Annotated in this window: 25 protein-coding genes, 1 tRNA gene and 1 riboswitch; of the genes, 16 read left to right on the top strand and 10 right to left on the bottom strand. The window is 72.3% G+C overall.

Features of this window, described 5'->3' with window-relative positions; genetic code table 11:
• Positions 1 to 27: 27 nt before the first annotated feature.
• The 5 genes from ACFV3R_RS04280 to ACFV3R_RS04260 all read left to right on the top strand — a co-directional run bounded on the left by ACFV3R_RS04280 (position 28) and on the right by ACFV3R_RS04260 (position 3,778).
• Entirely contained in the window at positions 28 to 1,488 is a 1,461-nt protein-coding gene (locus ACFV3R_RS04280) for an amino acid permease (protein ID WP_385575218.1), read from the top strand.
• Positions 1,489 to 1,617: 129 nt separating this feature from the next.
• A complete protein-coding gene (locus tag ACFV3R_RS04275) occupies positions 1,618 to 2,043 on the top strand; it encodes a Mov34/MPN/PAD-1 family protein (protein WP_385575215.1) in 426 nt (141 codons plus the stop codon).
• Positions 2,044 to 2,203: 160 nt separating this feature from the next.
• Positions 2,204 to 2,305, top strand: coding sequence for a putative leader peptide (locus ACFV3R_RS04270; protein WP_385575212.1), 102 nt, complete (start codon positions 2,204 to 2,206; stop codon positions 2,303 to 2,305).
• A 220-nt stretch (positions 2,306 to 2,525) separates the two neighbouring features.
• Positions 2,526 to 2,828 carry a MoaD/ThiS family protein gene (locus ACFV3R_RS04265; protein WP_385575207.1) on the top strand — a complete coding sequence of 101 codons (303 nt, stop codon included), beginning with the start codon at positions 2,526 to 2,528 and terminating at the stop codon, positions 2,826 to 2,828.
• A complete protein-coding gene (locus ACFV3R_RS04260; protein WP_385575204.1) occupies positions 2,828 to 3,778 on the top strand; it encodes a PLP-dependent cysteine synthase family protein in 951 nt (316 codons plus the stop codon). The genes ACFV3R_RS04265 and ACFV3R_RS04260 overlap by 1 nt, the downstream gene beginning before the upstream one ends.
• A gap of 64 nt (positions 3,779 to 3,842) precedes the next feature.
• On the opposite strand, the gene ACFV3R_RS04255 is transcribed toward ACFV3R_RS04260, so the two are convergent.
• On the bottom strand, positions 3,843 to 4,082 hold the full coding sequence (locus ACFV3R_RS04255) for a hypothetical protein (RefSeq protein ID WP_385575201.1): 240 nt from the start codon (positions 4,080 to 4,082) through the stop codon (positions 3,843 to 3,845).
• A 315-nt stretch (positions 4,083 to 4,397) separates the two neighbouring features.
• On the opposite strand from ACFV3R_RS04255, the gene ACFV3R_RS04250 reads away from it, so the two are divergent.
• Complete coding sequence (locus ACFV3R_RS04250; RefSeq protein ID WP_385575197.1) at positions 4,398 to 5,150, top strand: MBL fold metallo-hydrolase; 753 nt, start codon at positions 4,398 to 4,400, stop codon at positions 5,148 to 5,150.
• Positions 5,151 to 5,289: 139 nt separating this feature from the next.
• Here ACFV3R_RS04250 and ACFV3R_RS04245 read toward each other — a convergent pair whose 3' ends face one another.
• Both ACFV3R_RS04245 and ACFV3R_RS04240 read right to left on the bottom strand, forming a co-directional pair.
• Positions 5,290 to 6,651: a PTS transporter subunit EIIC gene (locus ACFV3R_RS04245; RefSeq protein WP_385575193.1), complete on the bottom strand. Its 1,362-nt coding sequence runs from the start codon at positions 6,649 to 6,651 to the stop codon at positions 5,290 to 5,292.
• A 174-nt stretch (positions 6,652 to 6,825) separates the two neighbouring features.
• Complete coding sequence (locus ACFV3R_RS04240; protein ID WP_385575190.1) at positions 6,826 to 8,145, bottom strand: PTS transporter subunit EIIC; 1,320 nt, start codon at positions 8,143 to 8,145, stop codon at positions 6,826 to 6,828.
• A gap of 285 nt (positions 8,146 to 8,430) precedes the next feature.
• On the opposite strand from ACFV3R_RS04240, the gene ACFV3R_RS04235 reads away from it, so the two are divergent.
• The 3 genes from ACFV3R_RS04235 to rdgB all read left to right on the top strand — a co-directional run bounded on the left by ACFV3R_RS04235 (position 8,431) and on the right by rdgB (position 10,322).
• Positions 8,431 to 8,664, top strand: a complete 234-nt coding sequence (locus tag ACFV3R_RS04235; RefSeq protein WP_385575187.1) for a glucose PTS transporter subunit EIIB — start codon at positions 8,431 to 8,433, stop codon at positions 8,662 to 8,664.
• Between the two features lie 201 nt (positions 8,665 to 8,865).
• A complete protein-coding gene (gene rph / locus ACFV3R_RS04230; RefSeq protein ID WP_385575183.1) occupies positions 8,866 to 9,594 on the top strand; it encodes a ribonuclease PH in 729 nt (242 codons plus the stop codon).
• A gap of 125 nt (positions 9,595 to 9,719) precedes the next feature.
• Positions 9,720 to 10,322 (top strand): RdgB/HAM1 family non-canonical purine NTP pyrophosphatase, encoded by a 603-nt coding sequence (rdgB, locus tag ACFV3R_RS04225; RefSeq protein ID WP_385575179.1) that lies wholly within the window; start codon positions 9,720 to 9,722, stop codon positions 10,320 to 10,322.
• 48 nt (positions 10,323 to 10,370) lie between these two features.
• Here rdgB and ACFV3R_RS04220 read toward each other — a convergent pair.
• The 5 genes from ACFV3R_RS04220 to bcp all read right to left on the bottom strand — a co-directional run bounded on the left by ACFV3R_RS04220 (position 10,371) and on the right by bcp (position 14,356).
• Positions 10,371 to 10,453: transfer RNA gene (locus tag ACFV3R_RS04220), tRNA-Leu, on the bottom strand.
• A 40-nt stretch (positions 10,454 to 10,493) separates the two neighbouring features.
• Complete coding sequence (locus ACFV3R_RS04215) at positions 10,494 to 11,159, bottom strand: HNH endonuclease signature motif containing protein (protein ID WP_385575176.1); 666 nt, start codon at positions 11,157 to 11,159, stop codon at positions 10,494 to 10,496.
• Positions 11,140 to 11,835 carry an HNH endonuclease signature motif containing protein gene (locus tag ACFV3R_RS04210; RefSeq protein ID WP_385575173.1) on the bottom strand — a complete coding sequence of 232 codons (696 nt, stop codon included), beginning with the start codon at positions 11,833 to 11,835 and terminating at the stop codon, positions 11,140 to 11,142. Before ACFV3R_RS04210 ends, ACFV3R_RS04215 begins: the two co-directional genes overlap by 20 nt.
• Positions 11,836 to 12,059: 224 nt before the next feature.
• Complete coding sequence (gene proP / locus ACFV3R_RS04205; protein ID WP_385575168.1) at positions 12,060 to 13,568, bottom strand: glycine betaine/L-proline transporter ProP; 1,509 nt, start codon at positions 13,566 to 13,568, stop codon at positions 12,060 to 12,062.
• Between the two features lie 320 nt (positions 13,569 to 13,888).
• Positions 13,889 to 14,356, bottom strand: a complete 468-nt coding sequence (gene bcp, locus ACFV3R_RS04200; protein WP_385575165.1) for a thioredoxin-dependent thiol peroxidase — start codon at positions 14,354 to 14,356, stop codon at positions 13,889 to 13,891.
• A gap of 341 nt (positions 14,357 to 14,697) precedes the next feature.
• Between bcp and ACFV3R_RS04195 the strand changes: the two genes are divergently transcribed.
• From ACFV3R_RS04195 to sugE, 3 genes are all read left to right on the top strand, one after another.
• A complete protein-coding gene (locus ACFV3R_RS04195) occupies positions 14,698 to 15,021 on the top strand; it encodes a DUF3618 domain-containing protein (RefSeq protein WP_385575161.1) in 324 nt (107 codons plus the stop codon).
• Positions 15,022 to 15,201: 180 nt separating this feature from the next.
• Complete coding sequence (locus ACFV3R_RS04190; RefSeq protein ID WP_385575158.1) at positions 15,202 to 15,558, top strand: GroES family chaperonin; 357 nt, start codon at positions 15,202 to 15,204, stop codon at positions 15,556 to 15,558.
• Positions 15,559 to 15,809: 251 nt separating this feature from the next.
• Positions 15,810 to 15,877, top strand: a riboswitch (guanidine-III (ykkC-III) riboswitch).
• Between the two features lie 32 nt (positions 15,878 to 15,909).
• Complete coding sequence (gene sugE, locus ACFV3R_RS04185) at positions 15,910 to 16,230, top strand: quaternary ammonium compound efflux SMR transporter SugE (RefSeq protein ID WP_385575155.1); 321 nt, start codon at positions 15,910 to 15,912, stop codon at positions 16,228 to 16,230.
• Between the two features lie 120 nt (positions 16,231 to 16,350).
• On the opposite strand, the gene ACFV3R_RS04180 is transcribed toward sugE, so the two are convergent.
• Positions 16,351 to 18,726, bottom strand: a complete 2,376-nt coding sequence (locus ACFV3R_RS04180; protein WP_385575151.1) for a transglycosylase domain-containing protein — start codon at positions 18,724 to 18,726, stop codon at positions 16,351 to 16,353.
• Positions 18,727 to 19,348: 622 nt separating this feature from the next.
• Between ACFV3R_RS04180 and ACFV3R_RS04175 the strand changes: the two genes are divergently transcribed.
• The 4 genes from ACFV3R_RS04175 (at position 19,349) to ACFV3R_RS04160 (ending at position 23,158) form a co-directional block, all read left to right on the top strand.
• Positions 19,349 to 20,146: an ABC transporter permease gene (locus ACFV3R_RS04175; RefSeq protein WP_385575145.1), complete on the top strand. Its 798-nt coding sequence runs from the start codon at positions 19,349 to 19,351 to the stop codon at positions 20,144 to 20,146.
• Entirely contained in the window at positions 20,139 to 21,026 is an 888-nt protein-coding gene (locus ACFV3R_RS04170; RefSeq protein WP_385575142.1) for an ABC transporter permease, read from the top strand. The genes ACFV3R_RS04175 and ACFV3R_RS04170 overlap by 8 nt, the downstream gene beginning before the upstream one ends.
• A 241-nt stretch (positions 21,027 to 21,267) precedes the next feature.
• Entirely contained in the window at positions 21,268 to 22,314 is a 1,047-nt protein-coding gene (locus ACFV3R_RS04165; protein WP_385575498.1) for an ATP-binding cassette domain-containing protein, read from the top strand.
• A 133-nt stretch (positions 22,315 to 22,447) separates the two neighbouring features.
• Positions 22,448 to 23,158 carry a DUF1707 domain-containing protein gene (locus ACFV3R_RS04160; RefSeq protein WP_385575139.1) on the top strand — a complete coding sequence of 237 codons (711 nt, stop codon included), beginning with the start codon at positions 22,448 to 22,450 and terminating at the stop codon, positions 23,156 to 23,158.
• Between the two features lie 155 nt (positions 23,159 to 23,313).
• On the opposite strand, the gene ACFV3R_RS04155 is transcribed toward ACFV3R_RS04160, so the two are convergent.
• Positions 23,314 to 24,627 carry an SGNH/GDSL hydrolase family protein gene (locus ACFV3R_RS04155; protein ID WP_385575136.1) on the bottom strand — a complete coding sequence of 438 codons (1,314 nt, stop codon included), beginning with the start codon at positions 24,625 to 24,627 and terminating at the stop codon, positions 23,314 to 23,316.
• Positions 24,628 to 24,900 lie beyond the last annotated feature (273 nt).

Raw genomic sequence — 24,900 nt, 5'->3', positions numbered from 1 at the left:
CGGATCGGTAGGAGAAAGGCGCAATCAATGACCTCTGTGCAGGTCGAGACGCACGAGGGTGACGGGGCCGCGGAGGCCGCACCCGAAGAGGGGTACCGGCGCGGGCTGGGCAGCCGGCAGATCCAGATGATCGCCATCGGCGGCGCCATCGGGACCGGGCTCTTCCTGGGGGCCGGACTGGCCATATCCAAGGCGGGGCCGAGCCTCATCCTGACCTACGCCGTGGTCGGCGTGGTCATCTTCCTGATCATGCGGGCGCTGGGCGAGCTGCTCATGTACCGCCCCGTCTCGGGATCGTTCTCCGAGTACGCCCGCGAGTTCCTCGGCCCGTTCATGGGATTCGTGACCGGCTGGACCTACTGGCTGTTCTGGGTGGTCACCGGCATCACCGAGGTCACCGCCGCCTCCACCTACGTGCGGTACTGGAACCACGACATTCCACAGTGGCTGCCGGCGCTGGTCTTCACCGTCGCGCTCTTCGTGGTCAACCTGATCTCCGTGAAGATCTTCGGCGAGCTGGAGTTCTGGTTCTCGATGGTCAAGGTCACGGCCATCGTCGGCATGATCCTCATCGGCCTCGGCGTGATCCTCTTCGGGTTCTCCGACGCCGGCCCCACCGCCTCTTTCAGCCACCTGTGGGCCGACGGCGGTTTCTTCCCGCACGGCATCGGCGGCACGCTGATGACCCTGCAGATCGTGATGTTCGCCTTCCTCGCCGTCGAGCTCGTCGGCGTCACCGCCGGTGAGGCCACCAACCCGCGCAAGGTGCTGCCCAAGGCCATCAACACCGTGCCGTGGCGGATCGGCCTGTTCTACGTCGGCGCGCTGATCATCATCCTGTCCGTGGTGAGCTGGACCGTCTTCGAGCCCGGGGTGAGCCCCTTCGTCGCCGCCTTCGCCAAGATCGGGCTGCCGGCGGGTGCGGCGATCGTGAACTTCGTCGTCCTCACCGCCGCCCTGTCCTCCGCGAACTCCGGCATGTACTCCACCGGCCGCATGCTGCGCGACCTCGCCCTCAACGGCCAGGGCCCGAAGTTCTTCACCAAGCTCACCGACCGCGGCCTCCCGCTGCGCGGCACCGCCGTCTCCGTGGGCATGATGCTGATCGGCGTGGTGATCAACTACGTGGCGCCGGGCAAGGCGTTCGACTACGTCGTCTCCTTCGCCACCATCTCCGGCATGTGGGCCTGGATCGTCATCCTCCTCTCCCACATCCGCTACCGGGCCAAGGCCGACCGCGGCGAGCTGCCGAAGTCCTCCTTCCGGGCACCCGGCGCCCCCTGGGCGTCCGCCTTCTCGCTCGCCTTCATCGCCCTGGTGATCGTCCTCATGGGCTTCGACGCGGACTCCCGGATCTCCCTGTACGCGGCCCCGGTGTGGGCCGTCATCCTCGGCGCCTCCTACCTGGTGATCAAGCGCCGGACGCCCGAGGCCTTCGCCACCGCCCGCCCCGAGGCGGTCGCCGCCCCGGAGCACCCGCAGGGCTGAGCCCCGCCGCGCCCGGCCACCGGCCCCAGCGCGCCCGCACCGCCGCCGCCCGCCCTCCGGGGCCGGGCGGCGGCGGTGGTGCGCGGGGGGCCGTCCCGGGCCCCGGACGCCCCGGGTTAGCCTTCCCGCATGCTGACCCTCACCAGGACCCTCCGCGACGCAATCGTCGAGCACGCCCGGCAGGACCACCCGGACGAGGCCTGCGGCGTGGTCGCCGGACCGGCCGGCACCGACCGCCCCGAGCGGTTCATCCCGATGCTGAACGCGGCCCGCTCGCCCACGTTCTACGAGTTCGACTCCACGGACCTGCTCAAGCTGTACCGGGAGATGGACGACCGCGACGAGGAACCCGTCGTGATCTACCACTCCCACACCGCCACCGAGGCCTACCCCTCCCGCACCGACATCGGCTACGCCAACGAACCCGGCGCCCACTACGTCCTGGTCTCCACGGCCGACACCGACGACGCCGGGCCGTTCCAGTTCCGCTCCTACCGCATCGTGGACGGCCAGGTCACCGAGGAGGACGTGCGGATCGTGGAGTCCTACGGCTGAGGCACGGGTCCGGCCGGCGCTCCCACCGGTGTGAGCGCCGACCGCGCCGGGCCCGCCCTGACGGGCCCCACCCGCCCGCCGTCCCACCAGGTGTGCACCGATCGTCCGCTCGCTGAGACGCGTTTCCAGTCTGCGGACGGGGAATCGATACGATGACCGCATGGTTGACGAGGACGTGAGCGACAAGACCCCGGGCGCGCTGCTCGTGGCGCGACTGCACGTCGATCTGTGCCGCCTCGCCAGCGCCATCTGTCCACGCTGAACGAGGGACCGCCGCGCGGCTGACGCAGCCGCCCCGGCCGCCCCTCTTCCCCAGGTGCCGGCCGCCCGTCCCCGTCGCGACCCGCGTCGCCGCGCAGCCGGCCCCGCCCGAGCGCCACCAGCCGCCCGACCCCGCCGCCCCCGGCCCCGCGCCAAGGCGACCGACGGCGACCGCTCACCCACGCACGCAGCCGCCCCGCCCTGACGAACAGGAGCACACCATGGCCATCGAGGTCCGCATCCCGACCATCCTCCGCACCCACACCGACGGGCAGAAGTCCGTCGAGGGCAGCGGGGACACGCTCGCCGACCTCTTCGCCGACCTGGAGAGCCGCCACCCCGGCATCCGCGACCGCCTCGTCGAGGGCGACCAGCTCCGCCGCTTCGTCAACGTCTACCTCAACGACGAGGACGTCCGGTTCCTGGACGGGATCTCCACCAAGCTCACCGACGGCGACAACGTCACCATCCTGCCCGCCGTCGCCGGCGGATCCGGTGCGGCGGACGCGGCAGGCATGCGCTGATGCGGTACGACTCCCCGCTCGCCGCGGTCGGCAACACCCCGCTCGTCCGGCTGCCCCGGCTCTCGCCGTCGCAGGACGTGCGCCTGTGGGCCAAGCTGGAGGACCGCAACCCGACCGGCTCCATCAAGGACCGCCCGGCCCTGCACATGATCGAGCAGGCCGAGAAGGACGGACGCCTCACCCCGGGGTGCACCATCCTGGAGCCCACCAGCGGCAACACCGGCATCTCGCTGGCGATGGCGGCCAAGCTCAAGGGCTACCGCATGGTCTGCGTCATGCCGGAGAACACCTCCGAGGAGCGCCGGCAGCTGCTCGCCATGTGGGGCGCCCAGATCATCTCCTCACCCCCCGAGGGCGGCTCCAACACGGCCGTCCGCATGGCCAAGGAACTGTCCGTCCAGCACCCCGACTGGGTGATGCTGTACCAGTACGGCAACCCGGACAACGCCGGCGCGCACTACGCCACCACCGGCCCGGAGATCCTCGCCGACCTGCCCTCGGTGACCCACTTCGTCGCCGGCCTGGGCACCACCGGCACCCTCATGGGCGTCGGCCGTTACCTGCGCGAGCACGTCCCCGACGTCCAGATCATCGCCGCCGAGGCACGCTACGACGACGTCGTCTACGGGCTGCGCAACCTCGACGAGGGCTTCGTCCCGGAGCTGTACGACGAGTCCCGGCTGACCACCCGGTTCTCCGTCGGCTCCGACGACGCGGTCCGCCGCACCCGCGAACTCCTGGCCGAGGAAGGCCTGTTCGCGGGCGTCTCCACCGGCGCCGCCCTGCACGCCGCCCTCGCCGCGGGCCAGAAGGCGGTCCGCGCCGGGCAGAGCGCCGACATCGTCTTCGTGGTCGCCGACGGCGGCTGGAAGTACCTCTCGACCGGCGTCTACACCGCCGAGACCACCGAGGCCGCCATCGAGACGCTCCAGGGCCAGCTCTGGGCCTGACGGCCCCGCCACCACCCGCCCCCCGGAGCCGACCGAAGCCACCGGGGGAGAGCGGCACCTGAGGTCACACGGGCCCCTCCCCGTCCGAGCCGTCACGGCCACCGGACCCGGAGGGGCCCTGCCGCGTTCCGCCCCCGCCGGGCGGCTCCGGCTCACCGGGCCGCGGCGTCCGCGCCCGGGCCCGCGCCGCCCGCCGCTGCGCACGGGTGGGCCTGCCGGAGCGCCCCCGGCCGTCCACTACCGCGGCCACCAGCGCCAGCACACCCACCGCGACGGCCAGCAGCGGCCACCACGACACCGTCATCACCTCACCTCTCCCTCCCGCCCCGGACCGCCCCCTGCCCCACCCGTACCCACCGTGACACCGGACGTCCCGGCCCGGGCGGCAGAGACCTGGTGCGATGGGCGGGGACGGCGTACGGGGCGGACGAACAGGCCGTCGGCGCCTCCCACTCGGACTGGTGATTCCGCCCACAGCTCGCCCCGCCACAGGACCCGGCGGCCCCCGTGCGCCTTACGCTCGGGAGCACCGCGCGACCGGCCCGCACCCCCGAGCGGCAGCTGCCGCACCGTCCGGAAGCCGGCGCCCAGCCGCCCGCCCCAGGAGGTACACCCCCCTATGAAGCTCACTGTCGTCGGATGCTCGGGGTCGTTTCCGTCCGCGGAGTCGTCCTGCTCGAGCTACCTCCTGGAGGCCGACGGCTTCAGGCTGCTGATCGACATGGGCAACGGCGCCCTCGGCGATCTCCAGCGCCACACCGGTCTCTACGACCTCGACGCCATCCTCCTCTCCCACCTCCACGCCGACCACTGCATCGATCTGTGCGGCTACTTCGTGGTGCGCTACTACTGCCCCGACGGCAGCCGGTGCGCGCCGCTGCCGGTGTACGCACCGCCCGGCGCCGAGAGCCGGCTGGCCGCCGCCCACGGTGACCTGCCCCACCCGGGCGCCCTCGCCGAGGTGTTCGACTTCCAGACCCTCGCCCCGGGCTCCTTCCGGATCGGCCCGCTCACCGTCACGGCCGCACCCGTCAAGCACCCCGTCGACGCGTACGGCTTCCGCATCGAGCACGCGGGGCGCACGCTGACGTACTCCGGCGACACCGGCCCCTGCCAGGCGCTGGACGAGCTGGCCAAGGGCAGCGACCTGTTCCTGTGCGAGTCCTCGTTCACCGACGGCAAGGAGGCCATCCCCGACCTCCACCTCAACGGGCGCGAGGCGGGCGAGCACGCCTCCCGGGCCGGCGTCGGCCGCCTGGTCCTCACCCACATCCCGCCCTGGACCGACTCCGACGCCAGCCTCCGCGACGCACAGGCCGCCTTCGACGGGCCGGTGGAGGTCGCCAAGTCCGGTGCCGTGTACGAGGTCTGACTGCCTCTCGGCCCGGTCCGCAGGCAGGGGCCGCGGCCCGAACGGCCGGTGATGGCATGAGGAAGCCCCGGAGTCCATGAGACTCCGGGGCTTTTTCATGCCGTACCGGCCGGGGCGGCCTGTGGTGGCGGGCGGACCGTCAGGCGCCGGGGGAGGGCGGCTCGGCCGAGCCGTCGGCCGCACCGGACGCGGAGGCAGCCGGGGCGTCCGCGCCACTCGCCTGGGCGGGCACCTTCTCCCGCTTGGCGCGGCGGGCGGCCTTCTGCTCCGCCTCGGCCGCGGCCTCCGCGGCGTCGTCGATGGTGTCCTCCGGCTCACGTCCCGGCGTCGGGATGTTGAGCTTGGTGATCAGGACGCGGAAGACCACGTAGTAGATCACCGCGAAGACCAGGCCGATCGGGATGATCAGCCACTGCTTCTCGCCGTGGCTCCAGCCCAGCAGGTAGTCGAAGAGGCCACCGGAGAAGGTGAAGCCGGAGCGGATGCCCAGCGCCCAGGTGAGCGCCATCGACACACCGGTCAGCACCGCGTGGACGCCGTAGAGGACCGGCGCGATGAACATGAACGAGAACTCGATCGGCTCGGTCACACCCGTGACGAAGGCGGTGAGGCCGACGGAGATCATCATGCCCATCACGGCCTTGCGGCGCTCGGGGCGGGCGGCGTGCGCGATGGCCAGACCGGCGGCGGGCAGCGCGAACATCATGATCGGGAAGAAGCCGGTCATGAACATTCCGGCGTGCGGGTCACCGGCGAAGTAACGGGCGATGTCGCCGTGGACGGCGTCGCCGCCACCGGGCGGGTTGAAGGTGCCGAACTGGAACCAGGCGAAGGAGTTCAGCAGCATGTGCATGCCGATGGGGATCAGCAGACGGTTGACCAGGCCGAAGATGCCCGAGCCCACCGCGCCGTTGCCCGACAGCCACTCGGCGAAGGAGTTCAGGCCGTCACCGATCGGGTGCCACAGGTATCCGAAGACCACGCCGTAGATCAGGCCCACACCGGACATGAGGATCGGGATGAACCGGCGGCCGGAGAAGAAGCCGAGCCAGTCCGGGAGCCGGGTGCGGTGGTACTTCTCCCACAGCACCGCGGCGGTGATGCCGACCACCACGCCACCGAGCACGCCCGGGTCCTCGGGCTTGCCCGTCACGTTGCTGACGAAGCCGGTCAGCACGTTCTTGTAGACGAGGAAGCCGACGACGGCGGCGAACGCGGTGGTGCCGTCCGCCTTCTTGGCGAAGCCGATGGCCACACCTATGCAGAACAGCAGGGCGAGGTTGTCGAACAGCGCGCCGCCCGCGTGGCCGAAGATCTCGGCGACCTTGTTCCACCCCAGGCCGTCCTTGCCGAAGACGTCAGGCTGGCCGAGACGGTTCAGAATGCCCGCGGCGGGCAGGGCGGCGACGGGCAGCTGGAGACTGCGCCCGATCTTTTGCATGCCCTTGATCGCGCCCTGGCCCCGCTTCTTCGCGGGGGCCTTGGCGGTGGCCGTACTCATCGGATTCCTCCTGGCGAGGCGGGCACTCGGAAGGGGTTCGCCCGCCAATGATGGTCTAAACCACTAGTGGTTTAGACCTTTCTAGCACGGGGCCGCCACCCAAAGGAATCCATAGTTCCAGGTGGTCTGGAACACAGCACCACCGCCCCCGGCACCCCCGCCACTCCCGCCACCTCACCTGGTGACGTCCCGCTCCATCTCCTCGGCGACCTCCTCCGGCTCCCGCCCCGGCGTGGCCAGGCGAAAGACGGTGATCGCCACCCGGAACACCACGTAGTACAGGACCGCGAAGCACGCCCCGACCGGCAGCAGCAGCCACGGCTTCGTCGCCAGGGACCAGTTGATGACGTAGTCGATGAGACCGGCCGAGAAGCTGAAACCGTCCTTCGCCCCCAGCGCCCAGCACACCGCCATCGACACACCCGTCAGCACCGCGTGAATCACGTACAGCAGCGGCGCCACGAAGAGGAAGGAGTACTCCAACGGCTCCGTCACCCCCGTCACGAACGAGGTGAGGGCCACCGAGAGCATCAGCCCGCCCACCTCCTTGCGCCGGCCGGGACGCGCACAGTGGGTGATGGCCAGCGCCGCCGCCGGCAACGCGAACATCATGATCGGGAAGAAGCCCGTGGTGAACTGCCCGGCCGTCGGGTCCCCCGCCAGGAACCGGTTGACGTCGCCGTGCACCACCGTCCCGTCCGGCTTGGTGAAGCTCCCGAACTGGAACCACATGAAGGTGTTCAGGAACTGGTGCAGCCCCACCACCAGCAGCGCCCGGTTGGCGACGCCGAACAGCCCCGAGCCGATCGACCCCAGGTCCGTCAGCCACCTGCTGAAACTCGTCAGCGCGTCACCGATCGGCGGCCACACCCACAGGCACGCCGCCGCGAACAGCAGCCCCACGAAGGCCATGACGATCGGCACCAGCCGCCGCCCGTTGAAGAACCCCAGCCAGTCCACCAGCTTCACCCGGTGCAGCCGCTGCCAGGTGAACGCCGCACACAGCCCCACCACGATGCCGCCGAAGATCCCCGGGTTCTGGTACAGCCCCTGCGTGGCCTGCCCCGCCGAGTCCACGCACACCCCGCCCCACAGCCCCGCACTCCCGAAGTGCGAGCCCGCCGGACACGGCTGCGGGAACTGGTGCAGCACCGCGAAGAACACCAGGAACCCGGTGACCGCCGCCAGCGCCGTCGACCCGTCCGCCTTCTTCGCCATCCCGATGGCCACCCCGACGCAGAACAGCATCGGCAGCCCCAGCGCCGAGTCCAGCAGCCCGCCACCCGCCCCCGCGAACACCTTCGCCACGCTGTTCCAGCCCAGCCCGTCGGCGCCGAAGACGTCCGGCTGCCCCAGCCGGTTCAGGATGCCCGCCGCCGGCAGCACCGCGATCGGCAGCTGGAGGCTGCGCCCCATCTTCTGGAGCCCGCCGAACAGACCGGTCCACCACCGCCCGCCGGGACGCCCGCCACGCTCCGCCGCCGTGGCACTCATCCGCGTCCCTCCGTCCTCGGCCGGCCCGTCACCGACCGCTCGCCGGCCGCCGCGGGCCGCGCCCTCAGGTGAGGCGGCCGGACGACCCGAACCCTGCCTACGGGGATTCGGCGCGTGGGCGCATACTGGGTGGTGTAGACCACCTGAGTGCCCTCGCCGGCGCTCTCCCGATGGTCGTCATCCTTCGTCACCTCGCGTACGGACGCCCGGTCAACTGGGCTGAACGTGCGTTACCGTGTGAAATCCGACCGGCGGGAGCCGGCGGCCGGACCTACAGGAGCAGACATGGCCAGCAAGGCTGAGAAGATCGTCGCCGGGCTCGGCGGTATCGACAACATCGAAGAGGTCGAGGGCTGCATCACCCGCCTCCGCACCGAGGTCGTGGACCCCTCCCTGGTCGACGAGGCCGCGCTGAAGGCCGCCGGCGCTCACGGCGTCGTCAAGATGGGCACCGCCATCCAGGTCGTCATCGGCACCGACGCCGACCCGATCGCCGCCGAGATCGAAGACCTGATGTGAGCTGACGGCTCCCACCGGCGCCCCGCGCCGCCCAAGGCCCCGCCGCCCCCACGCACCACCGGGCTCGCGGGGCCTTCGCACGCCCCGGCGCACCCGCCGTCGCGGACCGCCGGCCCGGCGCCACCCGGCCCGACCGGCCCCCGCCCATGCCCCGCCCCCGGCCCGACCGGCGCCACCCGCACAGCCGATAGGCTTCCCCCCATGCGTATCGACGGCCGAACCCCCCAGCAACTCCGCCCCGTGACCATCGAGCGGGGCTGGAGCAAGCAGGCCGAAGGATCGGTCCTGGTCTCCTTCGGCGACACCAAGGTCTTCTGCACCGCCTCGGTGACCGAGGGCGTGCCCCGGTGGCGCAAGGGCAGCGGCGAGGGCTGGGTCACCGCCGAGTACGCCATGCTGCCGCGCTCCACCAACACCCGCGGCGACCGCGAGTCCGTCCGCGGCAAGATCGGCGGACGCACCCACGAGATCTCCCGCCTCATCGGCCGCTCCCTGCGCGCCGTCGTCGACTTCAAGGCGCTCGGTGAGAACACCGTCGTCCTGGACTGCGACGTCCTCCAGGCCGACGGCGGCACCCGCACCGCCGCGATCACCGGCGCCTACGTCGCCCTCGCCGACGCCATCTCCTGGGCCCAGAACAAGAAGCTCGTCAAGCACGGCAAGAAGCCGCTGACCGGCACCGTCTCCGCCGTCAGCGTCGGCATCGTCGGCGGCGTCCCCCTGCTCGACCTCTGCTACGAGGAGGACGTGCGGGCCGAGACCGACATGAACGTCGTCTGCACCGGTGACGGCCGGTTCGTCGAGGTACAGGGCACCGCCGAGGCCGAGCCCTTCGACCGCGACGAGCTGAACGCCCTTCTCGACCTCGCCACCGCCGGCTGCGTCGACCTCGCCGCCCTCCAGCGCACCGCCCTCGACGCGACGCTCTGATCGCACGGCGAGCGGCCCGGCTCCCCCCGGCACCCGTCCGCCGCTCGCCCACCGGGCCCGGCCGCCTCGCCGGGCCTGGTGGGGCGCTGCACGGGCGCCCACCCCCCGACGGGATAATCGACGCCATGAAGCGCCTGATTCTCGCCACCCGCAACGCCGGAAAGATCACCGAGCTCCGCGCCATCCTGGCCGACGCCGGCCTGGAGTACGAACTGGTCGGGGCGGACGCCTACCCGGAGGTCGGCGACGTCAAGGAGACCGGCGTCACCTTCGCCGAGAACGCCCTCCTGAAGGCCCACGCCCTGGCGCAGGCGACCGGCCACCCCGCCGTCGCCGACGACTCCGGCCTCTGCGTCGACGTCCTGGGCGGCGCCCCCGGCATCTTCTCCGCCCGCTGGGCCGGCCGCCACGGCGACGACCAGGCCAACCTCGACCTGCTCCTGGCCCAGCTCTCCGACATCGACGACGACCACCGCGCCGCCCGCTTCGCCTGCGCCGCCGCCCTGGCCCTGCCCGACGGCACCGAGCGCGTGGTGGAAGGCAGCCTGGAGGGCACCCTCCGGCACGCCCCGGCCGGCGAGTACGGCTTCGGCTACGACCCGATCCTCCAGCCCCTGGGCGAGACCCGCACCTGCGCCGAGCTCACGGCCGCCGAGAAGAACGCCATCAGCCACCGCGGCAAGGCCTTCCGGGCGCTGGCGCCGGTGGTGGGGGAGTTGGTGGGGTGAAGCGGAGTGGGCCCCGCCGTCGTCGTGACGGAGGGACCCACGTAAGTGTGCGGCCGGAGGGATTCGAACCCTCACGGGATTTCTCCCACGGGGTTCTAAGCCCCGCGCGGCTGCCTTTACGCCACGGCCGCTTGCGGCCATCGTACTAGACCGTGTGCGGCTGCACCGTGGTCACCGTCGCCGCGCAACGCTGCCTCCCCGGCACCACGTGTCTGTCACCGCATGGCAGTTGGGGCAGAGAAGGCGCAGGTTGTGGCGGCGGTCATCCGCCGGATCGCCGTTGATGTGGTCCACCTCCAGCACGAGCCGTCGGCCGCGCCACTGCTCGCCGAGTCCGCACTCCGCGCATCGTTCGGCGACTCCCACGTCCACCAGTGCTCGGCGGAGCATCGCGGAGCTGGTGCGACGCGGTCGGTCGTGCCGCACCAGGATGTCGTCGGCGGGCTTCTTGCGCCGATCGGATCGCACCTTGCCGTGGGCCTGCCCCAGAAAGTGTGCGGTGCTCAGGCCACGGTCGGCGATCAGCGCTCTCAGGCGGGCCCTGCTGCCGCCGCTCTCCGGGAGCCCGAGGCGCCTCAACACGGCGGCGATGGAGATCTCCTCCCGCACGGCCTGCCGCAGCAGGTCGGCGTCAGGCTCTGGGTGACCTCGTTCCCGCCTCGCCTCGAAGTGTGAGACGTCGATGCCGAAGTGGGCGAACCGCCGCAACAGGTAACGCTCCAGGTGCTTGTACCTCCGCGTGCCGAAGTGCTCGATGACCTCGTCGATGCTGTGGCAGACGCGGGCGGCGCCCTCAAGCCTCTCCCGCGAGTACTCCCTACCGCCGGTCACTGCCACCCCCGAAGCTCCCCTGCTCCGACGCTCGCTGTGCTCCGAGGCGCTTTTTGCCGCGCCCCCGGTAGGTATCGGTGGCGGAGTGGCAGTTGGGACAGAGGAACCGCAGGTTGGATGGGAGGTTGTTGCGCCAGTCGCCGTCGATGTGGTCGACCTCCAGTGGCAGCGGGCGCTCTCGCCACGCAGGTCCGATGCCGCAGTCGGCGCAGCGTTCCGGAACGCCGTGCGCAAGCAGGGCCGTCCGCAGCCGACTGGGACGTGCCCGGCGGCTCCGCTCCGGCCCGTGGGCGACCAGGACTGCTTCGGGTCCGCGACGCCGGGGGACACCCGGTACATGCTCTGCCCGTCCCGTGAAGTGCGAGGTGTCGATACCCATGGCGCGGACGCGCCGGGTGATGTGGGTGTGGTATCCACCGACCACGGGAAGTCCCAGCCGTCGCAGGACCCCGTTCATGGACGTCGACGCGGCGACGGCGGGTTCGAGTACCTCGCGCGTCCAGCGGTCACCCTCGCGCTGGAAGTGCGTGGTGTCCACTCCCAGCCTGCGCAGGCGATTGCGCAGGTACTTCCGGGTGGGGCTGGTCGGGTCGACCCCCAGGTGTACCAGCGCTTCGGTCAGGGACGAGGCGTGTGCGGCGGCTTCGGACAGTAACGCGTAAGTGAAGCGGCTTTCTCCCATTGGTTCCCCCAAGTGGCCGCCCCCACCGGGACGACCATCCGTGCCGTTCTCGAACTGTTCAACGACCGCCCCTCGCGTCGGTTACGCCGTTCGGCTCAACGTCCGCTCGGCGCCACCTTCGCCGCGGCCCGTCCCACCCGTGACCGCCCACGAAAGAACCCGCCGGCCCCCTCCGAAACGGAAGGGGCCGGCGGGCGGGGCCGTGGGGCAGGGCGCGGGTCAGGTCAGAACTTGGGGTCCTGGGTCTGGGAGTGCACGATCTCGGCCGCCTCCTCCTCGGTCTCGACCGAGGGGGGCGAGCCCTCCAGGGGCTGGTTGGCGGTCTCCTTCATGCACAGGACCGCGATCACGCCGACCACCGCCGCCGCCACCGCGTAGTAGGCCGGCATCAGCTTGGTGCCGAAGGCGCTGATCAGGGCGGTGATGACCAGGGGTGTGGTGCCACCGAAGATCGAGGTGGAGACGTTGTAGCCGACCGAGAGGGAGCCGTAGCGGACGTTGGTCGGGAAGAGCGCCGGCAGCGCCGCGGACATCGTTCCCAGCATGCACACCAGGGACAGGCCGAGCATCACCAGGCCGATGGAGATCGCCACCACCGAGCCCTGCCGGATCAGCAGGAAGGAGGGGACGGAGAGGACCAGGAAGCCCAGCATGCCCGTCATCAGCAGCGGCTTGCGGCCGAAGTGGTCGCTCAGCCGGCCCACGTAGTGGATGAGCACCATCTGGAGCACCATCACCAGCAGCAGGATCAGCAGGCCGTGGTTGGTGCTGTAGCCCAGCTCGTCGGAGAGGTAGGACGGCATGTACGACAGCAGCATGTAGTCGGTGATGTTGTACGCGCCGACCAGGGCGACGCACAGGACGAGCATCGGCCAGTACTGGGTGAAGATCTTCCGCAGGTCGCCCTTGGACGTGGTCTCCACGGCGTCGGCCGCGTCGCTCGCCCGTACCTTGCCGCTCTCCATCTTCTGGAAGGCGGGGGTCTCGTCCAGGCGCAGTCGCAGGTAGAGGCCGACGGCGCCGAGCGGACCCGCGACCAGGAAGGGCACGCGCCAGCCCCAGCTGGTCATCGCCGAGTTGTCGAAGAAGGTGGTGAGGATAACGACGAGGCCGGCCGCCGCGACGTAACCGGCGAGGGTGCCGAACTCCAGGAAGCTGCCGTAGAAGCCGCGCTTGCGGTCGGGCGCGTACTCGGCGATGAAGGTGGAGGCGCCGCCGTACTCGCCGCCGGTGGAGAAGCCCTGGACCAGGCGGAAGAGGACCAGCAGCGCGGGGGCGAACCAGCCGATCGACTGGTACGAGGGGATCAGGCCGATGGCGAAGGTGCCGATCGCCATCATGATCATGGTGATGGCCAGGATCTTCTTGCGGCCCAGCCGGTCGCCGAGGGGGCCGAAGAACATGCCGCCGAAGGGGCGGACCAGGAAGGCGACCGCGAAGGTGGCGAAGGACTGCAGCAGGGACGAGGTGTCACTGCCGGAGGGGAAGAAGACCCCACCGATGGTGGACGCCAGGTAGCTGTAGATGCCGAAGTCGTACCACTCCATGGCGTTGCCGAGCGCGGCGGCCTTCACCGCGCGCTTGACGGAGGCCTCGTCCGTGACCGTGATGTCGCTCCGCCGGAGCCTGGGGTTCTTCCGGCGGGCGATGGCTCTGAAAAGGGTGCGGTGTCGCTTGACAGCCTCGGGGTCGGTGTCTGGAGCGAACTCCGCGTCGCTGCTGCCGGTCGCCACGGGTCGGGTCCTCTCGGTCAGTCGGCGTGCGGTCGTGCCACGCCCGGGTGTACGAAGGGGACGCCTGCGCGGGATCACCCCGGCTCAAACCACTCTCGCGCCAGAACGCGACGTACGTCACGCCGCGTGAGCTGTTCGGGGTGGGAAAGGCGGGGCAAAACGGTAAGGGTGGTGCGTCCGGTGGACGCCGGGGTTGCGGCGCGGAGCCGCGGGAGCGGCGACACACGGTCACCGCCCCCTCACTCGGGGGTCGGGATCGGGTACCCCGCGACGGTCGGTGCACTCGTGATCCGGACCCCTAAGGCGAACGGAGCCGGGTCTCAGAGCCCCAGATCCTTGATGATCTTCGCGACGTGGCCGGTGGCCTTCACGTTGTACAGGGCCCGCTCGACCTTCCCCGACTCGTCGACGACGACCGTGGAGCGGATGACGCCCTGCACGGTCTTGCCGTACAGCTTCTTCTCGCCGAACGCCCCGTACGCGCTCAAAACCTCCTTGTCGGGGTCGCTGACCAGCGTGACCCGCAGCTCCTCCTTCTCCCGGAACTTCGCCAGCTTCTCGGGCTTGTCCGGGGAGACGCCGATGACGTCGTAGCCCTGGCCGGCGAGCAGCTCCAGGTTGTCGGTGAAGTCGCAGGCCTGCTTGGTGCAGCCGGGGGTGAGCGCCGCGGGGTAGAAGTAGACGATGACCTTGCGGCCCCGGTGGTCGGCGAGCGAGACCGGTCGGCCGTCCGCGTCGGGCAGGGTGAAGGCCGGGGCCTCGTCGCCGGGCTGTAGGCGCTCGCTCATGGTGCTCCTTGTCCGTGCCGGCCCTGTGCTGGCCGGCCTCGCTGGTCCGGCCGGAACCGGGCCGGTCCGGCCTGGGGGTGTTCCCGCCCGGGCGGGGTAGGCGCGGCGTGCGGGAGGTGCGCCTACCCCGCCGGGTCGTGGCGGCCTTCCGGTCGCCGTGTCCGACGAGGTTACCGAGCAGGCCGAACGGGGGTGCCGTGGGGCGCGGTGACGGGGAAGCTGACAGACTGTCCCTTCCGCAGTGCCGCGAACCACGAGGTCCGCGAACCCAGCAAGCCGAACCAGGAAAACAAGCGAGTACGCGCCGTGTCGCACCGGCGCGGGACGACGGAGGCAGCGCGGTGTCGGATGCCAGGACCCCTGCGCAGATCGAGGCGGACATCGTCCGTCGACGGCAGGAACTCGCCGTGACGCTCGACGAGATCGGTGTGCGCCTGCACCCCAAAACGATCGCCGGTGATGCGAAGGCCAAGGTCGTGGCCGTCGCGGACCGCACGGCGGGCAAGGCCTATGTGAGCGCCAACCGTGCGGTGTCCGGGATGCGGGCGAAGCTGACGGCGCCCGACGGGTCGCCCCGCATGGAGCGGATCGTTCCGGTCGCGGTGGCGGCCGTGGCGGTCGTGGGCCTGGTGGCCTTCACCTCCTCGCGCCGCCGCCGGTCCTGAGCGGCCGGACCCGGGGACGGCACGTCCGGGGGCGTGGGAGGCGGAGGCCTTCCGCGCCCCCGGCGGCATGTGGGGGCACGCGCGGCGCGCCCGCGGAGCGGTGGCGGGCGTGTGCCCGGCGGTGCGGGGCCGCGGGAGGGGCGGTCGGGGCGCGGTGGCGGTGGCGGGCCAGGTACCGTCATGCGCGTGAGCCCGAAAAACGACCATGAGACCCACGACAAGCTGCCCATCCGCATGCTGCACGACCGTGTGCTGGTGCGGACCGACATCGCCGAGGGTGAGCGGCGGTCGACCGGCGGCATCGTCATCCCCGCCACGGCGGCGGTCGGCCGGCGGCTGGCCTGGGCGGAGGTCGTCGCCGTCGGTCAGAACGTGCGGACGGTGGAGCCCGGCGACCGGGTCCTGTACGACCCCGAGGACCGTGCCGAGGTGGAGGTGCGGGGCATCGCCTACGTGCTGATGCGTGAGCGCGACCTGCACGCGGTGGCGGCGGAGCGCCTGGAGGGCGCGGAGGACGCCACCGGCCTGTACCTGTGAGCCGCTGACGGCCCCGGGCCGCCGGACGGACGCGAGAGGGCGAGGCCGTCGCGGGAGTGAAGCCGCGGCGGCCTTCCGCCTGCCCCGGACGGTCTCCCCTGCGCGGGGGCGGGCCCCGGCAGGTCGCGCCCGAGCCCGCCGGACCTCGCCCGTCGCGCTCGCGTCCGCCGGACCTCGCCCGTCGCGGCCGCAACTGCCCGGAGGCGTGGTTGCCCGGCGGGCGTGGTGACCGGGGTCTCCCCGGGCTCCGGGGCCGGTTGCTACGGTGGGACGAGCCCGACGAGACGCGCCGTACCGGGTCACGACAAGACGACGCACTCCTGTTGAGAGAGCTTTCACGGAGGTGCCGTCATGGCATGGGTGCTGTTGGTCGTGGCCGGTCTGCTGGAGGTCGCCTGGTCGGTGGGGATGAAGTTCACCGACGGTTTCACGCGGCTGTGGCCGAGCCTGTTCACCGGGGCGGGCATCGTGGTCAGCATGGCGTTGCTGTCCTATGCCGCCCGTACGCTGCCGATCGGCACGGCGTACGGGGTCTGGGTGGGGATAGGCGCCGCCGGTGCCGCGGTGGTCGGCATGGTGGTGCTGGGTGAGCCCGCCACCGCCGCGCGCGTCTTCTTCATCGCGTTGCTGCTGGTGGCGGTCGTCGGCCTCAAGGCCACCTCGGGCCACTGACCACCAGGACACCGACCGCCGCCACCCGGTGTGATCCCGCGCGGTGGGCGGCACGGACTGCCGGGCCGGGCCCGCACCAGGAGGGCCCCGGCCCGGCGCCTCTGACCCGGCGCGACCCTGTCACCCCTCGCCCCGGGGCCCCGCTGCCGCCGCCGTTCCGCTGTCGCTCCCGCGCCCACCACCGCCCCCGTCGCCGTCCGCCGTGCCGAGCGGCAGCAGCGCCGGCTGTCTGCGGGGCTGCGGGCCTTCGCCGCCCGGGACGGTGCCTTCGCCGCCGGTGGTGCCCTCGCCGCCGTCCGGTGGGTTGCCGCCGCCGGGGGGCTGGGGGCCCCCGGTGGGTTCGCCGGGGGGCTGCTCGCCGCTGGGCCGGGGCTCACCGGGGGGTTCGGGGCCCTCGGAGGGTTCGGTTCCGGGGGACTCGCCGGGGCTCCCGGAGGGGGAGGAGCCCGGTGAGCTGGAGGAGGCGTCGTAGGGCTCGGGGCTGGCGTCTGCGGCCAGTTGCAGGTCGAAGTCGGTGGCCGACCGGTCCCTGAGGGCGGCGGCGGTGTAGTCGGCCCAGATCTGCGCGGGGTAGCCGCCGCCGTTGACGCGTTTCTGGCCGCCGGCGCCGTAGAGGGGTTCCTGCCGGGCGGTCTGCGGGTTCTGCCCGAGGACGGCGACGACGGTGGCGAGGTCGGGGGTGTAGCCGGCGAACCAGGCGGCCTTGTCGTCCTCGGCGGTGCCGGTCTTGCCGGCGGCCGGCCGGTCTGCCGCGCGGGCGGCGGAGCCCGTGCCGTCCTTGCTCTCGACGACGCTGCGGAGCACGGCGGTGGTGGTGTCGGCGGCCTCGCGGGGGATGGCCTGACGGGGGGCGCGGTCGGGCAGTCGCACGTCGCGGCCGTCGCGTTCGACCTTGTCCACCAGCGTGTAGGGGCGCTCCTGCCCGTGGGCGGCAAGGGTGGCGTAGGCCTGGGTCATGTCCAGGACGCTGGGGGTGGCGGTGCCGAGGGCGATGGCGGCCTGGGAGTCGGTGAGTCCGGGCACGTCGCGGGGGACGCCGAGGGCGACGGCGGTGTCCTTGACCTTCTCCGGGCCGACGTCCACGCCCATCTGCGCGTAGACGGCGTTGACGGAGCGGTCGGTGGCCTCGGTGACGGTGATCTGGCCGTAGGAGCGGTCGTCCTCGTTGGCAGGGGCGAAGCCGGTGCGGTGCCCGTGGTGGACGGTCATCCGCTTGTTGCGGCCGTCGTAGCGGGTGTTGGGCGTGATGGTCTGGCCGTCCTGCGTCTTGGCGCCGTTGGCGATGGCGGAGGCCAGGACGATCGGCTTGAAGGTGGAGCCGACCTGGTAGTCGCGGCGGGTGGCGCTGTTGACGTACTGCTTGGCGTAGTCCTTGCCGCCGTACAGGGCGATGACGCGGCCGGTGCCGGGGTCGACGGAGGCGGCGCCGGCCCGTACGTAGGAGTCCGTCCGGGAGTCGCCGAGGTGGGCGGTGAGCTGGTTCTTGACGGAGGTGAGCAGGGCCTTCTGGCGGGGCGGTTCGATGGTGGTGGTGATGCGGTAGCCGCCGGAGTGCAGGTCGCCCTCGTCCAGTACGTGGTTCTCGGCGAGGTAGTTGCGGACGGCCTCGACGAGGTAGCCGCGCTGGCCGGAGAGGCTGGAGGAGGTCTTCGCCGCGTGGGGGTCGGGGAAGGTGGTGCGGCGGCGCTCGGAACTGCTGAGCCACTTCTTCTTGACCATGCCGTCCAGCACGTAGTTCCAGCGGGCCAGTGCCCGGTCCCGGTTCTCGGGGTGGGCGGTCAGGTCGTAGATGCTGGGAGCGTTGAGGAGGGCGGCGAGGTAGGCGCCCTCGCCGACGGTGAGTTCGTCGGCGTCCTTGTCGTAGTAGGCCCGGGCGGCGGCCTGGATGCCGTAGGCGTTGCGGCCGTAGTAGCTGGTGTTGAGGTAGCCCTCCAGGATGTCGTCCTTGCCGACCTCGTTGTCGAGCTTGATGGCGATGAAGAACTCCTTGGCCTTGCGGGTGAGGGTCTGCTCCTGGCCGAGGTAGTAGTTCTTGACGTACTGCTGGGTGATGGTGGAACCGGACTGCTTGCCCTTGCCGGTGAGGGTGTTCCAGGCGGCTCGGATCATGGCGGCGGGGTCGACGGCCGACTCGGAGTAGAAGTCGCGGTCCTCGGCGGCGAGCACCGCGTGCTGGACGCGGTCGGGCACGTCGTGCAGCGGCACGTTCTCGCGGTTGATGTTGCCGTCGTGGGCCAGCGGGGAGCCGTCGGCGTAGAGGTAGACGTTGCTCTGGGCGCGGGCGTTGGCGTTGGCCGGCGGGATGTCGACGAGCAGGTAGCCGGCGGCGAGTCCGCCGGCCAGGAGGAAGACCAGGAGGAGGAAGGCGCCGAGCCACATGCGCCAGGTGGGGATCAGCCGCCGCCAGCCGGTGCGCCGGCGCCGGGCGGTGGGCGGGCGCCGGTCCCAGCCAGGTGGCCCGTTCCTCGACGTGCCGGGGTGGTGCGGATCGCTCATGGTGCTGGACTCCTCGGCCGCCGCCGGGGGTCGTGCCACGGCGTGTTCGGTGTCGTGACGGGCACGGCGTCGGCCCTGCCCGGTGCCCACTTTGGCACCGTGTGTCCCACCTCGTGGCGGGGCGCGCGTGGTGGCCCGCGCGTACTGCGGCTGACGGCGGGCGAGCTTCACCTGATGGGGTGATGCGCGGTGGCGGTTGCCGCTCCCGGAGGCGCAGGCGCGGCCGTACGGGAGCGGCGACGACCGGGCGGTCTGGCCGGCCGCCCGGGGTCCGGCGTCCCGCGGTGTGCGGAAACCGGGTGGTGCGGGTGGTGCGGGCGCCCCTACGATCGCCTCTCCTCCCGCTGTCGCCTCCCGCGTCCGCGCTCGCGCGCGCCCCCCGGACCCATGGCGGGCGCGGCCCGGCGTTCCGGCCCGCTTTTCGAGGAGTCCCTGCCACGACGCACGGCCCCGGCCCCCGCGGTCCGGTGGCCGCGCCGTGCGCTGCGCCCTGTGTCGGCCGGTTCCGGTGGCCCGGGGTGCGGTCCGCGGGGCCGGTGCCCGGCCGCCGGCCGTCCCCGGCCGGTCGCGCCCGCGCCCGCGGTGGGCTCCGCACACGGATGCAGCAGCGGAGGAGAGAGACATGCTGTACGCGGCGGTGGCCGCCGGCGGGTTCCGGCGGTACGCCACCTATCGGGTCGCCACGGCGGCCGGGGTGTTCACCAACACGGTGTTCGGCTTCATCGTGGCCTACACCTTCCGGGCGCTCTGGGAGGTCCGGCCGCACCTGGGCGGCTACGACCAGCGCCAGGCGCTGACCTTCGTCTGGATCACCCAGGCGCTCCTCGCGGCGGTGGCGCTGCTGGCGGGCGGGGGGATCGACGAACTCCAGGAGCGCATTCGCAGCGGGGACGTCGCCGTGGACCTCCTCCGTCCGGGTGACCTGCAACTCTGGTGGCTGGCAGCCGATCTGGGCCGCGCCGCCTTTCAGCTGCTGGGGCGCGGGGTGGCGCCGATGGTGGCGGGTTCCCTGGTCTTCCCGCTGGCGTTCCCCGGGGGCTGGCTGCCCTGGTTGGGGTTCGCGGTGTCGGTGGTGCTGGCGGTGGTGGTGAGTTTCGCGTTGCGCTACCTGGTGACGCTGACGTCCTTCTGGCTGCTGGACGGGGCGGGTGTCTCGCAGGCGGCCGGTCTGCTCTGCCTGTTCTTCTCCGGCACGCTGCTGCCGCTCACCGTCTTCCCGCACGGGCTCGGCGAGGTGGCGGCGGCCCTGCCGTGGGCGGCGGTGCTCCAGGTCCCCGCCGACGTGTTCCTGGGCGCACGCTCGGGCGACTCGCTGGTGGCGGGCCTGGTGTTCCAGGCGGGCTGGGCGGTGGCGCTGCTGCTGACCGGGCGTGCCGTGCAGGCGCTCGCGACCCGGCGGGTGGTGGTCCAGGGTGGTTGAGACGGTGACGCGGGACGTGGCCGCGGGGCCGCTGCGCGCAGATCGCGACGCCCCGGCTTTGGGGCTCGGCCGGCGGACGGCCGAGGCCTTGCGGGTCTACGGGCTGATCGTGGCGATGTGGGTGCGCTCGACGTTGGCCTACCGGGCGTCGTTCGCCATGACGACCGTCGCCAACCTGGTGGCGACCTTCGCGGACTTCGCCGCCATCCTGGTGATGTTCGGCCACGTCCGGGCGCTCGGCGGCTTCTCGCTGCCGGAGGTGGCCGTCCTCTACGGCTCGTCGAGCACCAGCCTCGCCCTGGCCGACCTGGCGCTGGGCAGCATGGACCGGTTGGGGCGGCGGGTCCGCGACGGGACGCTGGACGTGCTGCTGGTCCGGCCGGCGCCGGTGCTGGTCCAGGTCGCCGCGGACCGGTTCGCGCTGCGGCGGCTGGGGCGGCTCTCCCAGGCGCTTGCGGTGCTCGGCTGGGGCCTTGCCCACCTGGACGCGGGGTGGACGGTGGGGCGGGTGCTGTGGGTGGTGTCGATGGTGGTGTGCGGGGCGGTCATCTTCGGCGCGGTCTTCGTGGTCGGGGCGGCCTGCCAGTTCCTGGCCAACGATGCCGCCGAGGTGCAGAACTCCTTCACCTACGGCGGGAACCTGCTGCTCCAGTACCCGCCGACGGTGTTCGGCCGGGAGCTGGTGCGCGGCGTGACCTTCGTCGTGCCGCTCGCCTTCGTCAACTGGATCCCCGCCCTCCACCTGATGGGCCGGGACGATCCGCTGGGCCTGCCCGGCTGGGTGGACCACCTGGGCCCGCTGGTGGCCGCGGGCTGCGCGGTGGTGGCCGGAGCGGCCTGGCGCCTGGGGCTGCGCAGCTACCGCAGCACGGGCAGTTGAGGGGCTCGGCGTGGACACGGAACCGAGGCCCGGCACGAGCACGGACCGGAGCACGAACACCCACAACACCCACAACACCCACAACACCCAGAACACCCAGCACACCCACATCGGCACGGCGGAACAGGGAACGGCGGTGGCGGACGCGATGGCGGCGGAGGACGGAGCGGTGACCGCGCGGGAGACGGTGACGGAGGACGGAACGGCGACTGTGCACGAGACGGTGACGGAGGACGGAACGGTGGCCCGGAGTGCGACGGCGAAGGTGAGCGGAGAGGCGGCGGGCACGGCGGTGTCCACGGTCGCGGGGGAGGCGGCGGGCACGGCCGAGCCCCTCATCGTCGTCGAGGACCTGGCGAAGGTCTTCACCGTCCGCCGCCGGGGAGAGGGACGGCTGCGGCGGCGGCGGGAGGAGGTGCGGGCCGTGGCGGGCGTCGACTTCACGGTGCACCGGGGCGAGATGGTCGGCTACCTCGGGCCCAACGGCGCGGGCAAGTCCACCACCATCAAGATGCTCACCGGCATCCTCGTCCCCAGCTCGGGGCGGCTGCGTGTGGCGGGGCTCGACCCCGCCCGCGACCGCACCCGGCTCGCCCGCCGCATCGGCGTCGTCTTCGGCCAGCGCACGACGCTCTGGTGGGACCTGCCGCTGCGCGACTCCTACGAGCTGGTCCGCCGCATGTACCGGGTGGAGCGGGAGACCTACCGACGCAACTTCGAGCGCTGCGTGGAACTGCTGGACCTGGCGGAGCTGCTGGACGTGCCGGTGCGCCAGCTCTCGCTCGGCCAGCGTATGCGGGGCGACCTCGCGGCGGCCCTGCTGCACGACCCGGAGGTGCTGTACCTGGACGAACCCACCATCGGGCTGGACATCGTCAGCAAGGCCCGGGTCCGTTCGTTCCTGCGTCAGGTCAACGCCGAGCAGGGCACCACCGTCGTGCTGACCACGCACGACCTGACCGACATCGAGCAGCTCTGCCGCCGGGTGCTCGTCATCGACCACGGCCGGGTCGTCCATGACGGCTCCCTCGCCGCACTGCACGCCGTGGGGGAGAGCGAACGCACCCTCGTCGTCGACCTGGAACGGGAGTACCCGCCCATCGACGACATCGAGGGGGCCCGGCCGGTGCGGGTCGAGGGACCCCGCCAGTGGCTGGCCTTCCCCGCCGGCCGCAGTGCCGCGCCGCTGGTGGCCGCGGTGGCGCAGCGGTACCCGCTGGTGGACCTCTCGGTGCGGGAGCCGGAGATCGAGGAGGTGATCGCCCGGGTGTACGGGGGACGGGGCTGAGCCGGTGACCCGCACCCTCCCCCGCCCGCCCCCGCCCGCCCGTCGGGGTGGGGGCGGGGGGTTACCCGGAGATCTCCCTGAGCTTCCCCACGGGGCGGGGTCGCGGGGGCCGTCCCGCCCTACGCTGACGCGCATGAGCGAGAAGCAGCCGGAACTGCGTGCCTCGGACGCCGACCGGGACCGGGTGGCGGAGGTACTGCGTGATGCGCTGGCCGAGGGCCGGCTGGCGATGGAGGAGTTCGACGAGCGGTTGGAGTCCGCCTACCGGGCGCGCACCTACGCGGACCTGGCCCCGCTGACCGCCGACCTGCCGGCCGCGTCCCGGCCGGTGTCCCGGGCGGAGCCCCCGGCGCGGGCGACGGGTGCGGCGGCGCGGTCCTGGCGTGACCGGATCACCGGTGGGCAGCCGGCCTCGTCGGGGGCGGTGGCGGTACTGGGCGGGTTCCAGCGCAAGGGGCGGTGGACGCTCGGCCCGCTCTTCTCGGCGTTCACCTTCCTGGGCGGCGGCGAGCTGGACCTGCGGGAGGCGGTGTTCAGCGAGCCGGAGTCGGTGATCCGGGTGACGGCGGTGCTCGGCGGCGTGAACATCGTCGTGCCGCCGGGCCTGCGGGTGGACGTGCGGGGCGTCGGCGTCATGGGCGGATTCGACGAGCAGGCCTCGGCGGACCCGGGCGACCCGGACGCGCCCCTGGTGGTGGTGACCGGCCTCGCCCTGCTGGGCGGGGTCAGTGTGGAGCGGAAGCCGACGAAGGAGGAGAAGCGGCTGCTGAGGGCGGAACGCAAGCGGCTGGAGGGGGAGGGGCGGACCCGGCTGTCGAAGGGTCACGACGCGGAGCGGGACTGACCACGGCCCGGACCGCCCGCCCGCCCGACGGCCTGCCGGGCACGCGCCCGGACGACCGGGCGCACGCCCGGCGAGCCCACGGGCCGAGTGCCGGCGGCCGGGTGCCCCCTCACTCCCGGCCTCCCGTTCCCTCGGCTCCCCGGGGCCGGGGCACGTCAGGTGGTGGCGGGGGAGCGGCCCTTGAGCCCTTCGAGGTTGACGGCCCTGGCCATGGCCCGGTAGCCGATGTCGCTGGGGTGCAGGTGGTCGCCGGAGTCGTAGGCGGGACGCAGCCGGTCGGGGTGCGCGGGGTCGCGGAGCGCCTTGTCGAAGTCGACGACCTGGTCGAAGACGGTCCCGGACCGGATCTGGCGGTTGACCGCCTCGCGCACCTGGTTCATCTTCGGCAGGTAGCCGTGGTGGCCGTAGAAGGGTGTCAGGGTGCCGCCGGTGACGCGCAGGCCGTGGGCGTGGGCCTCCTTCACGACCTGCCGCATGCCCGCCACGATCTTGTCCGGGTCGAACTGGCGCGGCCACTTGAACATGTCGTTGAGGCCGATCTCCAGCACGACGGCCTTCACGTCGGTACGGGTGAAGACGTCGCGGTCCAGCCGGGACAGGACGCTGGGGCCGTTGTTGGGCGAGAACCTGCTGCCGTTGACGAGCAGCCGGTTGCCGCTGATGCCCTCGTTGAGCACGCCGTAGCGGGGCGCGCCCTTCTCGTCGCGCAGCCGGGCGGCGAGGTAGTCGGTCCAGCGGTGGTTGGCGCCGACGGTGGAGGTCAGCCCGTCGGTGATGGAGTCGCCGATGCACACCACCGAGCCACTGGCCTGGGAGGACCAGACGTCCACGCCGGTCAGGTAGCGCCAGAACGGGCTCTGCTCGGTGTAGCGGGTGCCGGTGGTGTCCTCGGTGCGGTCGCCGTGCGCCAGGTAGGAGGTCTGCCGCGAGTAGGGGTGGTAGGTCACCGGGCCGGAGGGCACTGGCGAGTAGGTGGTGACCAGCAGGTCCGCGTCATGGGGCACGTCCAGGCGGACGGGGGAGCTGGTGACACTGGACCCGGCGGGGATCGTCACCGTCGGGCGGTTGTCGCCGAAGCCGAGGCGGCGCATGGTGCCGACGGCCGCCGTGGGGTTGCTGGGGGTGGCGGCCAGGGCCACCGAGGCATGGCTGATGACGAGCGGGCGGGTGCCGAACAGGTTCGACAGCTGGATGCGCACGCTGGTGCCGCCGACGCTGGTGTGGACCACGTTGCGGATCGACATGCCGGCGTAGCCGTCGAGGTTGCCCGGCTCGGCCGCGGCGGCCGCACCCGACCAGGTGCCGACCCACTGGCCGGCGACCGCGGGCGAGACGGGCTCCCGGGTGCGACCGGAGTCACCGCCGGGGGTGCGACGGTGCCCGCCGAAGCCGACGAAGATCGCCGCCGAGATGAGCACCACTACTGCCGCCAGGCCGGCGAGCAGGGAAAATCCCACGCGCTTGGTCATGTGGGGCAGGTCTCCAGGGACAGGCGGAGCGGCAGGCTCCGGACGGGCGGGGGCAGCGGGTGATCAGCAGCTCCGTTGCAGTCGATCGGTGCTCCATGATCCCACGGCGGCTTCCTGAGCGGCCCGGCAGGCCACCCTCACCCCGGCCTCCGGGGTGCTCGCGGACACGGGGTAGGACGCGCGGAACACCGGACGCGTTCCGTTCGTGGGTGAGAAGAGACCTGTCCGACACCTGGTGCGGCATCCCGGGGCGCCCGCCGCCCGTCCGGAGGC

Origin of the sequence: Streptomyces sp. NPDC059740 (assembly GCF_042733155.1) — a bacterium.
In the GTDB taxonomy this organism is placed as follows: Bacteria; Actinomycetota; Actinomycetes; order Streptomycetales; family Streptomycetaceae; genus Streptomyces.
Note: the sequence above shows the minus strand (reverse complement) of the source record. Positions and strands in the feature narration are given on the sequence as shown.

What these genes read in the sequence shown, in the direction of transcription:
- ACFV3R_RS04280 (WP_385575218.1), top strand. Translation starts at nt 28, where the DNA reads ATGACCTCTGTGCAGGTCGAGACGCACGAGGGTGACGGGGCCGCGGAG.
- ACFV3R_RS04275 (WP_385575215.1), top strand. Translation starts at nt 1,618, where the DNA reads ATGCTGACCCTCACCAGGACCCTCCGCGACGCAATCGTCGAGCACGCC.
- ACFV3R_RS04270 (WP_385575212.1), top strand. Translation starts at nt 2,204, where the DNA reads ATGGTTGACGAGGACGTGAGCGACAAGACCCCGGGCGCGCTGCTCGTG.
- ACFV3R_RS04265 (WP_385575207.1), top strand. Translation starts at nt 2,526, where the DNA reads ATGGCCATCGAGGTCCGCATCCCGACCATCCTCCGCACCCACACCGAC.
- ACFV3R_RS04260 (WP_385575204.1), top strand. Translation starts at nt 2,828, where the DNA reads ATGCGGTACGACTCCCCGCTCGCCGCGGTCGGCAACACCCCGCTCGTC.
- ACFV3R_RS04255 (WP_385575201.1), bottom strand. Translation starts at nt 4,082, where the DNA reads ATGACGGTGTCGTGGTGGCCGCTGCTGGCCGTCGCGGTGGGTGTGCTG.
- ACFV3R_RS04250 (WP_385575197.1), top strand. Translation starts at nt 4,398, where the DNA reads ATGAAGCTCACTGTCGTCGGATGCTCGGGGTCGTTTCCGTCCGCGGAG.
- ACFV3R_RS04245 (WP_385575193.1), bottom strand. Translation starts at nt 6,651, where the DNA reads ATGAGTACGGCCACCGCCAAGGCCCCCGCGAAGAAGCGGGGCCAGGGC.
- ACFV3R_RS04240 (WP_385575190.1), bottom strand. Translation starts at nt 8,145, where the DNA reads ATGAGTGCCACGGCGGCGGAGCGTGGCGGGCGTCCCGGCGGGCGGTGG.
- ACFV3R_RS04235 (WP_385575187.1), top strand. Translation starts at nt 8,431, where the DNA reads ATGGCCAGCAAGGCTGAGAAGATCGTCGCCGGGCTCGGCGGTATCGAC.
- rph (WP_385575183.1), top strand. Translation starts at nt 8,866, where the DNA reads ATGCGTATCGACGGCCGAACCCCCCAGCAACTCCGCCCCGTGACCATC.
- rdgB (WP_385575179.1), top strand. Translation starts at nt 9,720, where the DNA reads ATGAAGCGCCTGATTCTCGCCACCCGCAACGCCGGAAAGATCACCGAG.
- ACFV3R_RS04210 (WP_385575173.1), bottom strand. Translation starts at nt 11,835, where the DNA reads ATGGGAGAAAGCCGCTTCACTTACGCGTTACTGTCCGAAGCCGCCGCA.
- bcp (WP_385575165.1), bottom strand. Translation starts at nt 14,356, where the DNA reads ATGAGCGAGCGCCTACAGCCCGGCGACGAGGCCCCGGCCTTCACCCTG.
- ACFV3R_RS04190 (WP_385575158.1), top strand. Translation starts at nt 15,202, where the DNA reads ATGCGCGTGAGCCCGAAAAACGACCATGAGACCCACGACAAGCTGCCC.
- sugE (WP_385575155.1), top strand. Translation starts at nt 15,910, where the DNA reads ATGGCATGGGTGCTGTTGGTCGTGGCCGGTCTGCTGGAGGTCGCCTGG.
- ACFV3R_RS04180 (WP_385575151.1), bottom strand. Translation starts at nt 18,726, where the DNA reads ATGAGCGATCCGCACCACCCCGGCACGTCGAGGAACGGGCCACCTGGC.
- ACFV3R_RS04175 (WP_385575145.1), top strand. Translation starts at nt 19,349, where the DNA reads ATGCTGTACGCGGCGGTGGCCGCCGGCGGGTTCCGGCGGTACGCCACC.
- ACFV3R_RS04160 (WP_385575139.1), top strand. Translation starts at nt 22,448, where the DNA reads ATGAGCGAGAAGCAGCCGGAACTGCGTGCCTCGGACGCCGACCGGGAC.
- ACFV3R_RS04155 (WP_385575136.1), bottom strand. Translation starts at nt 24,627, where the DNA reads ATGACCAAGCGCGTGGGATTTTCCCTGCTCGCCGGCCTGGCGGCAGTA.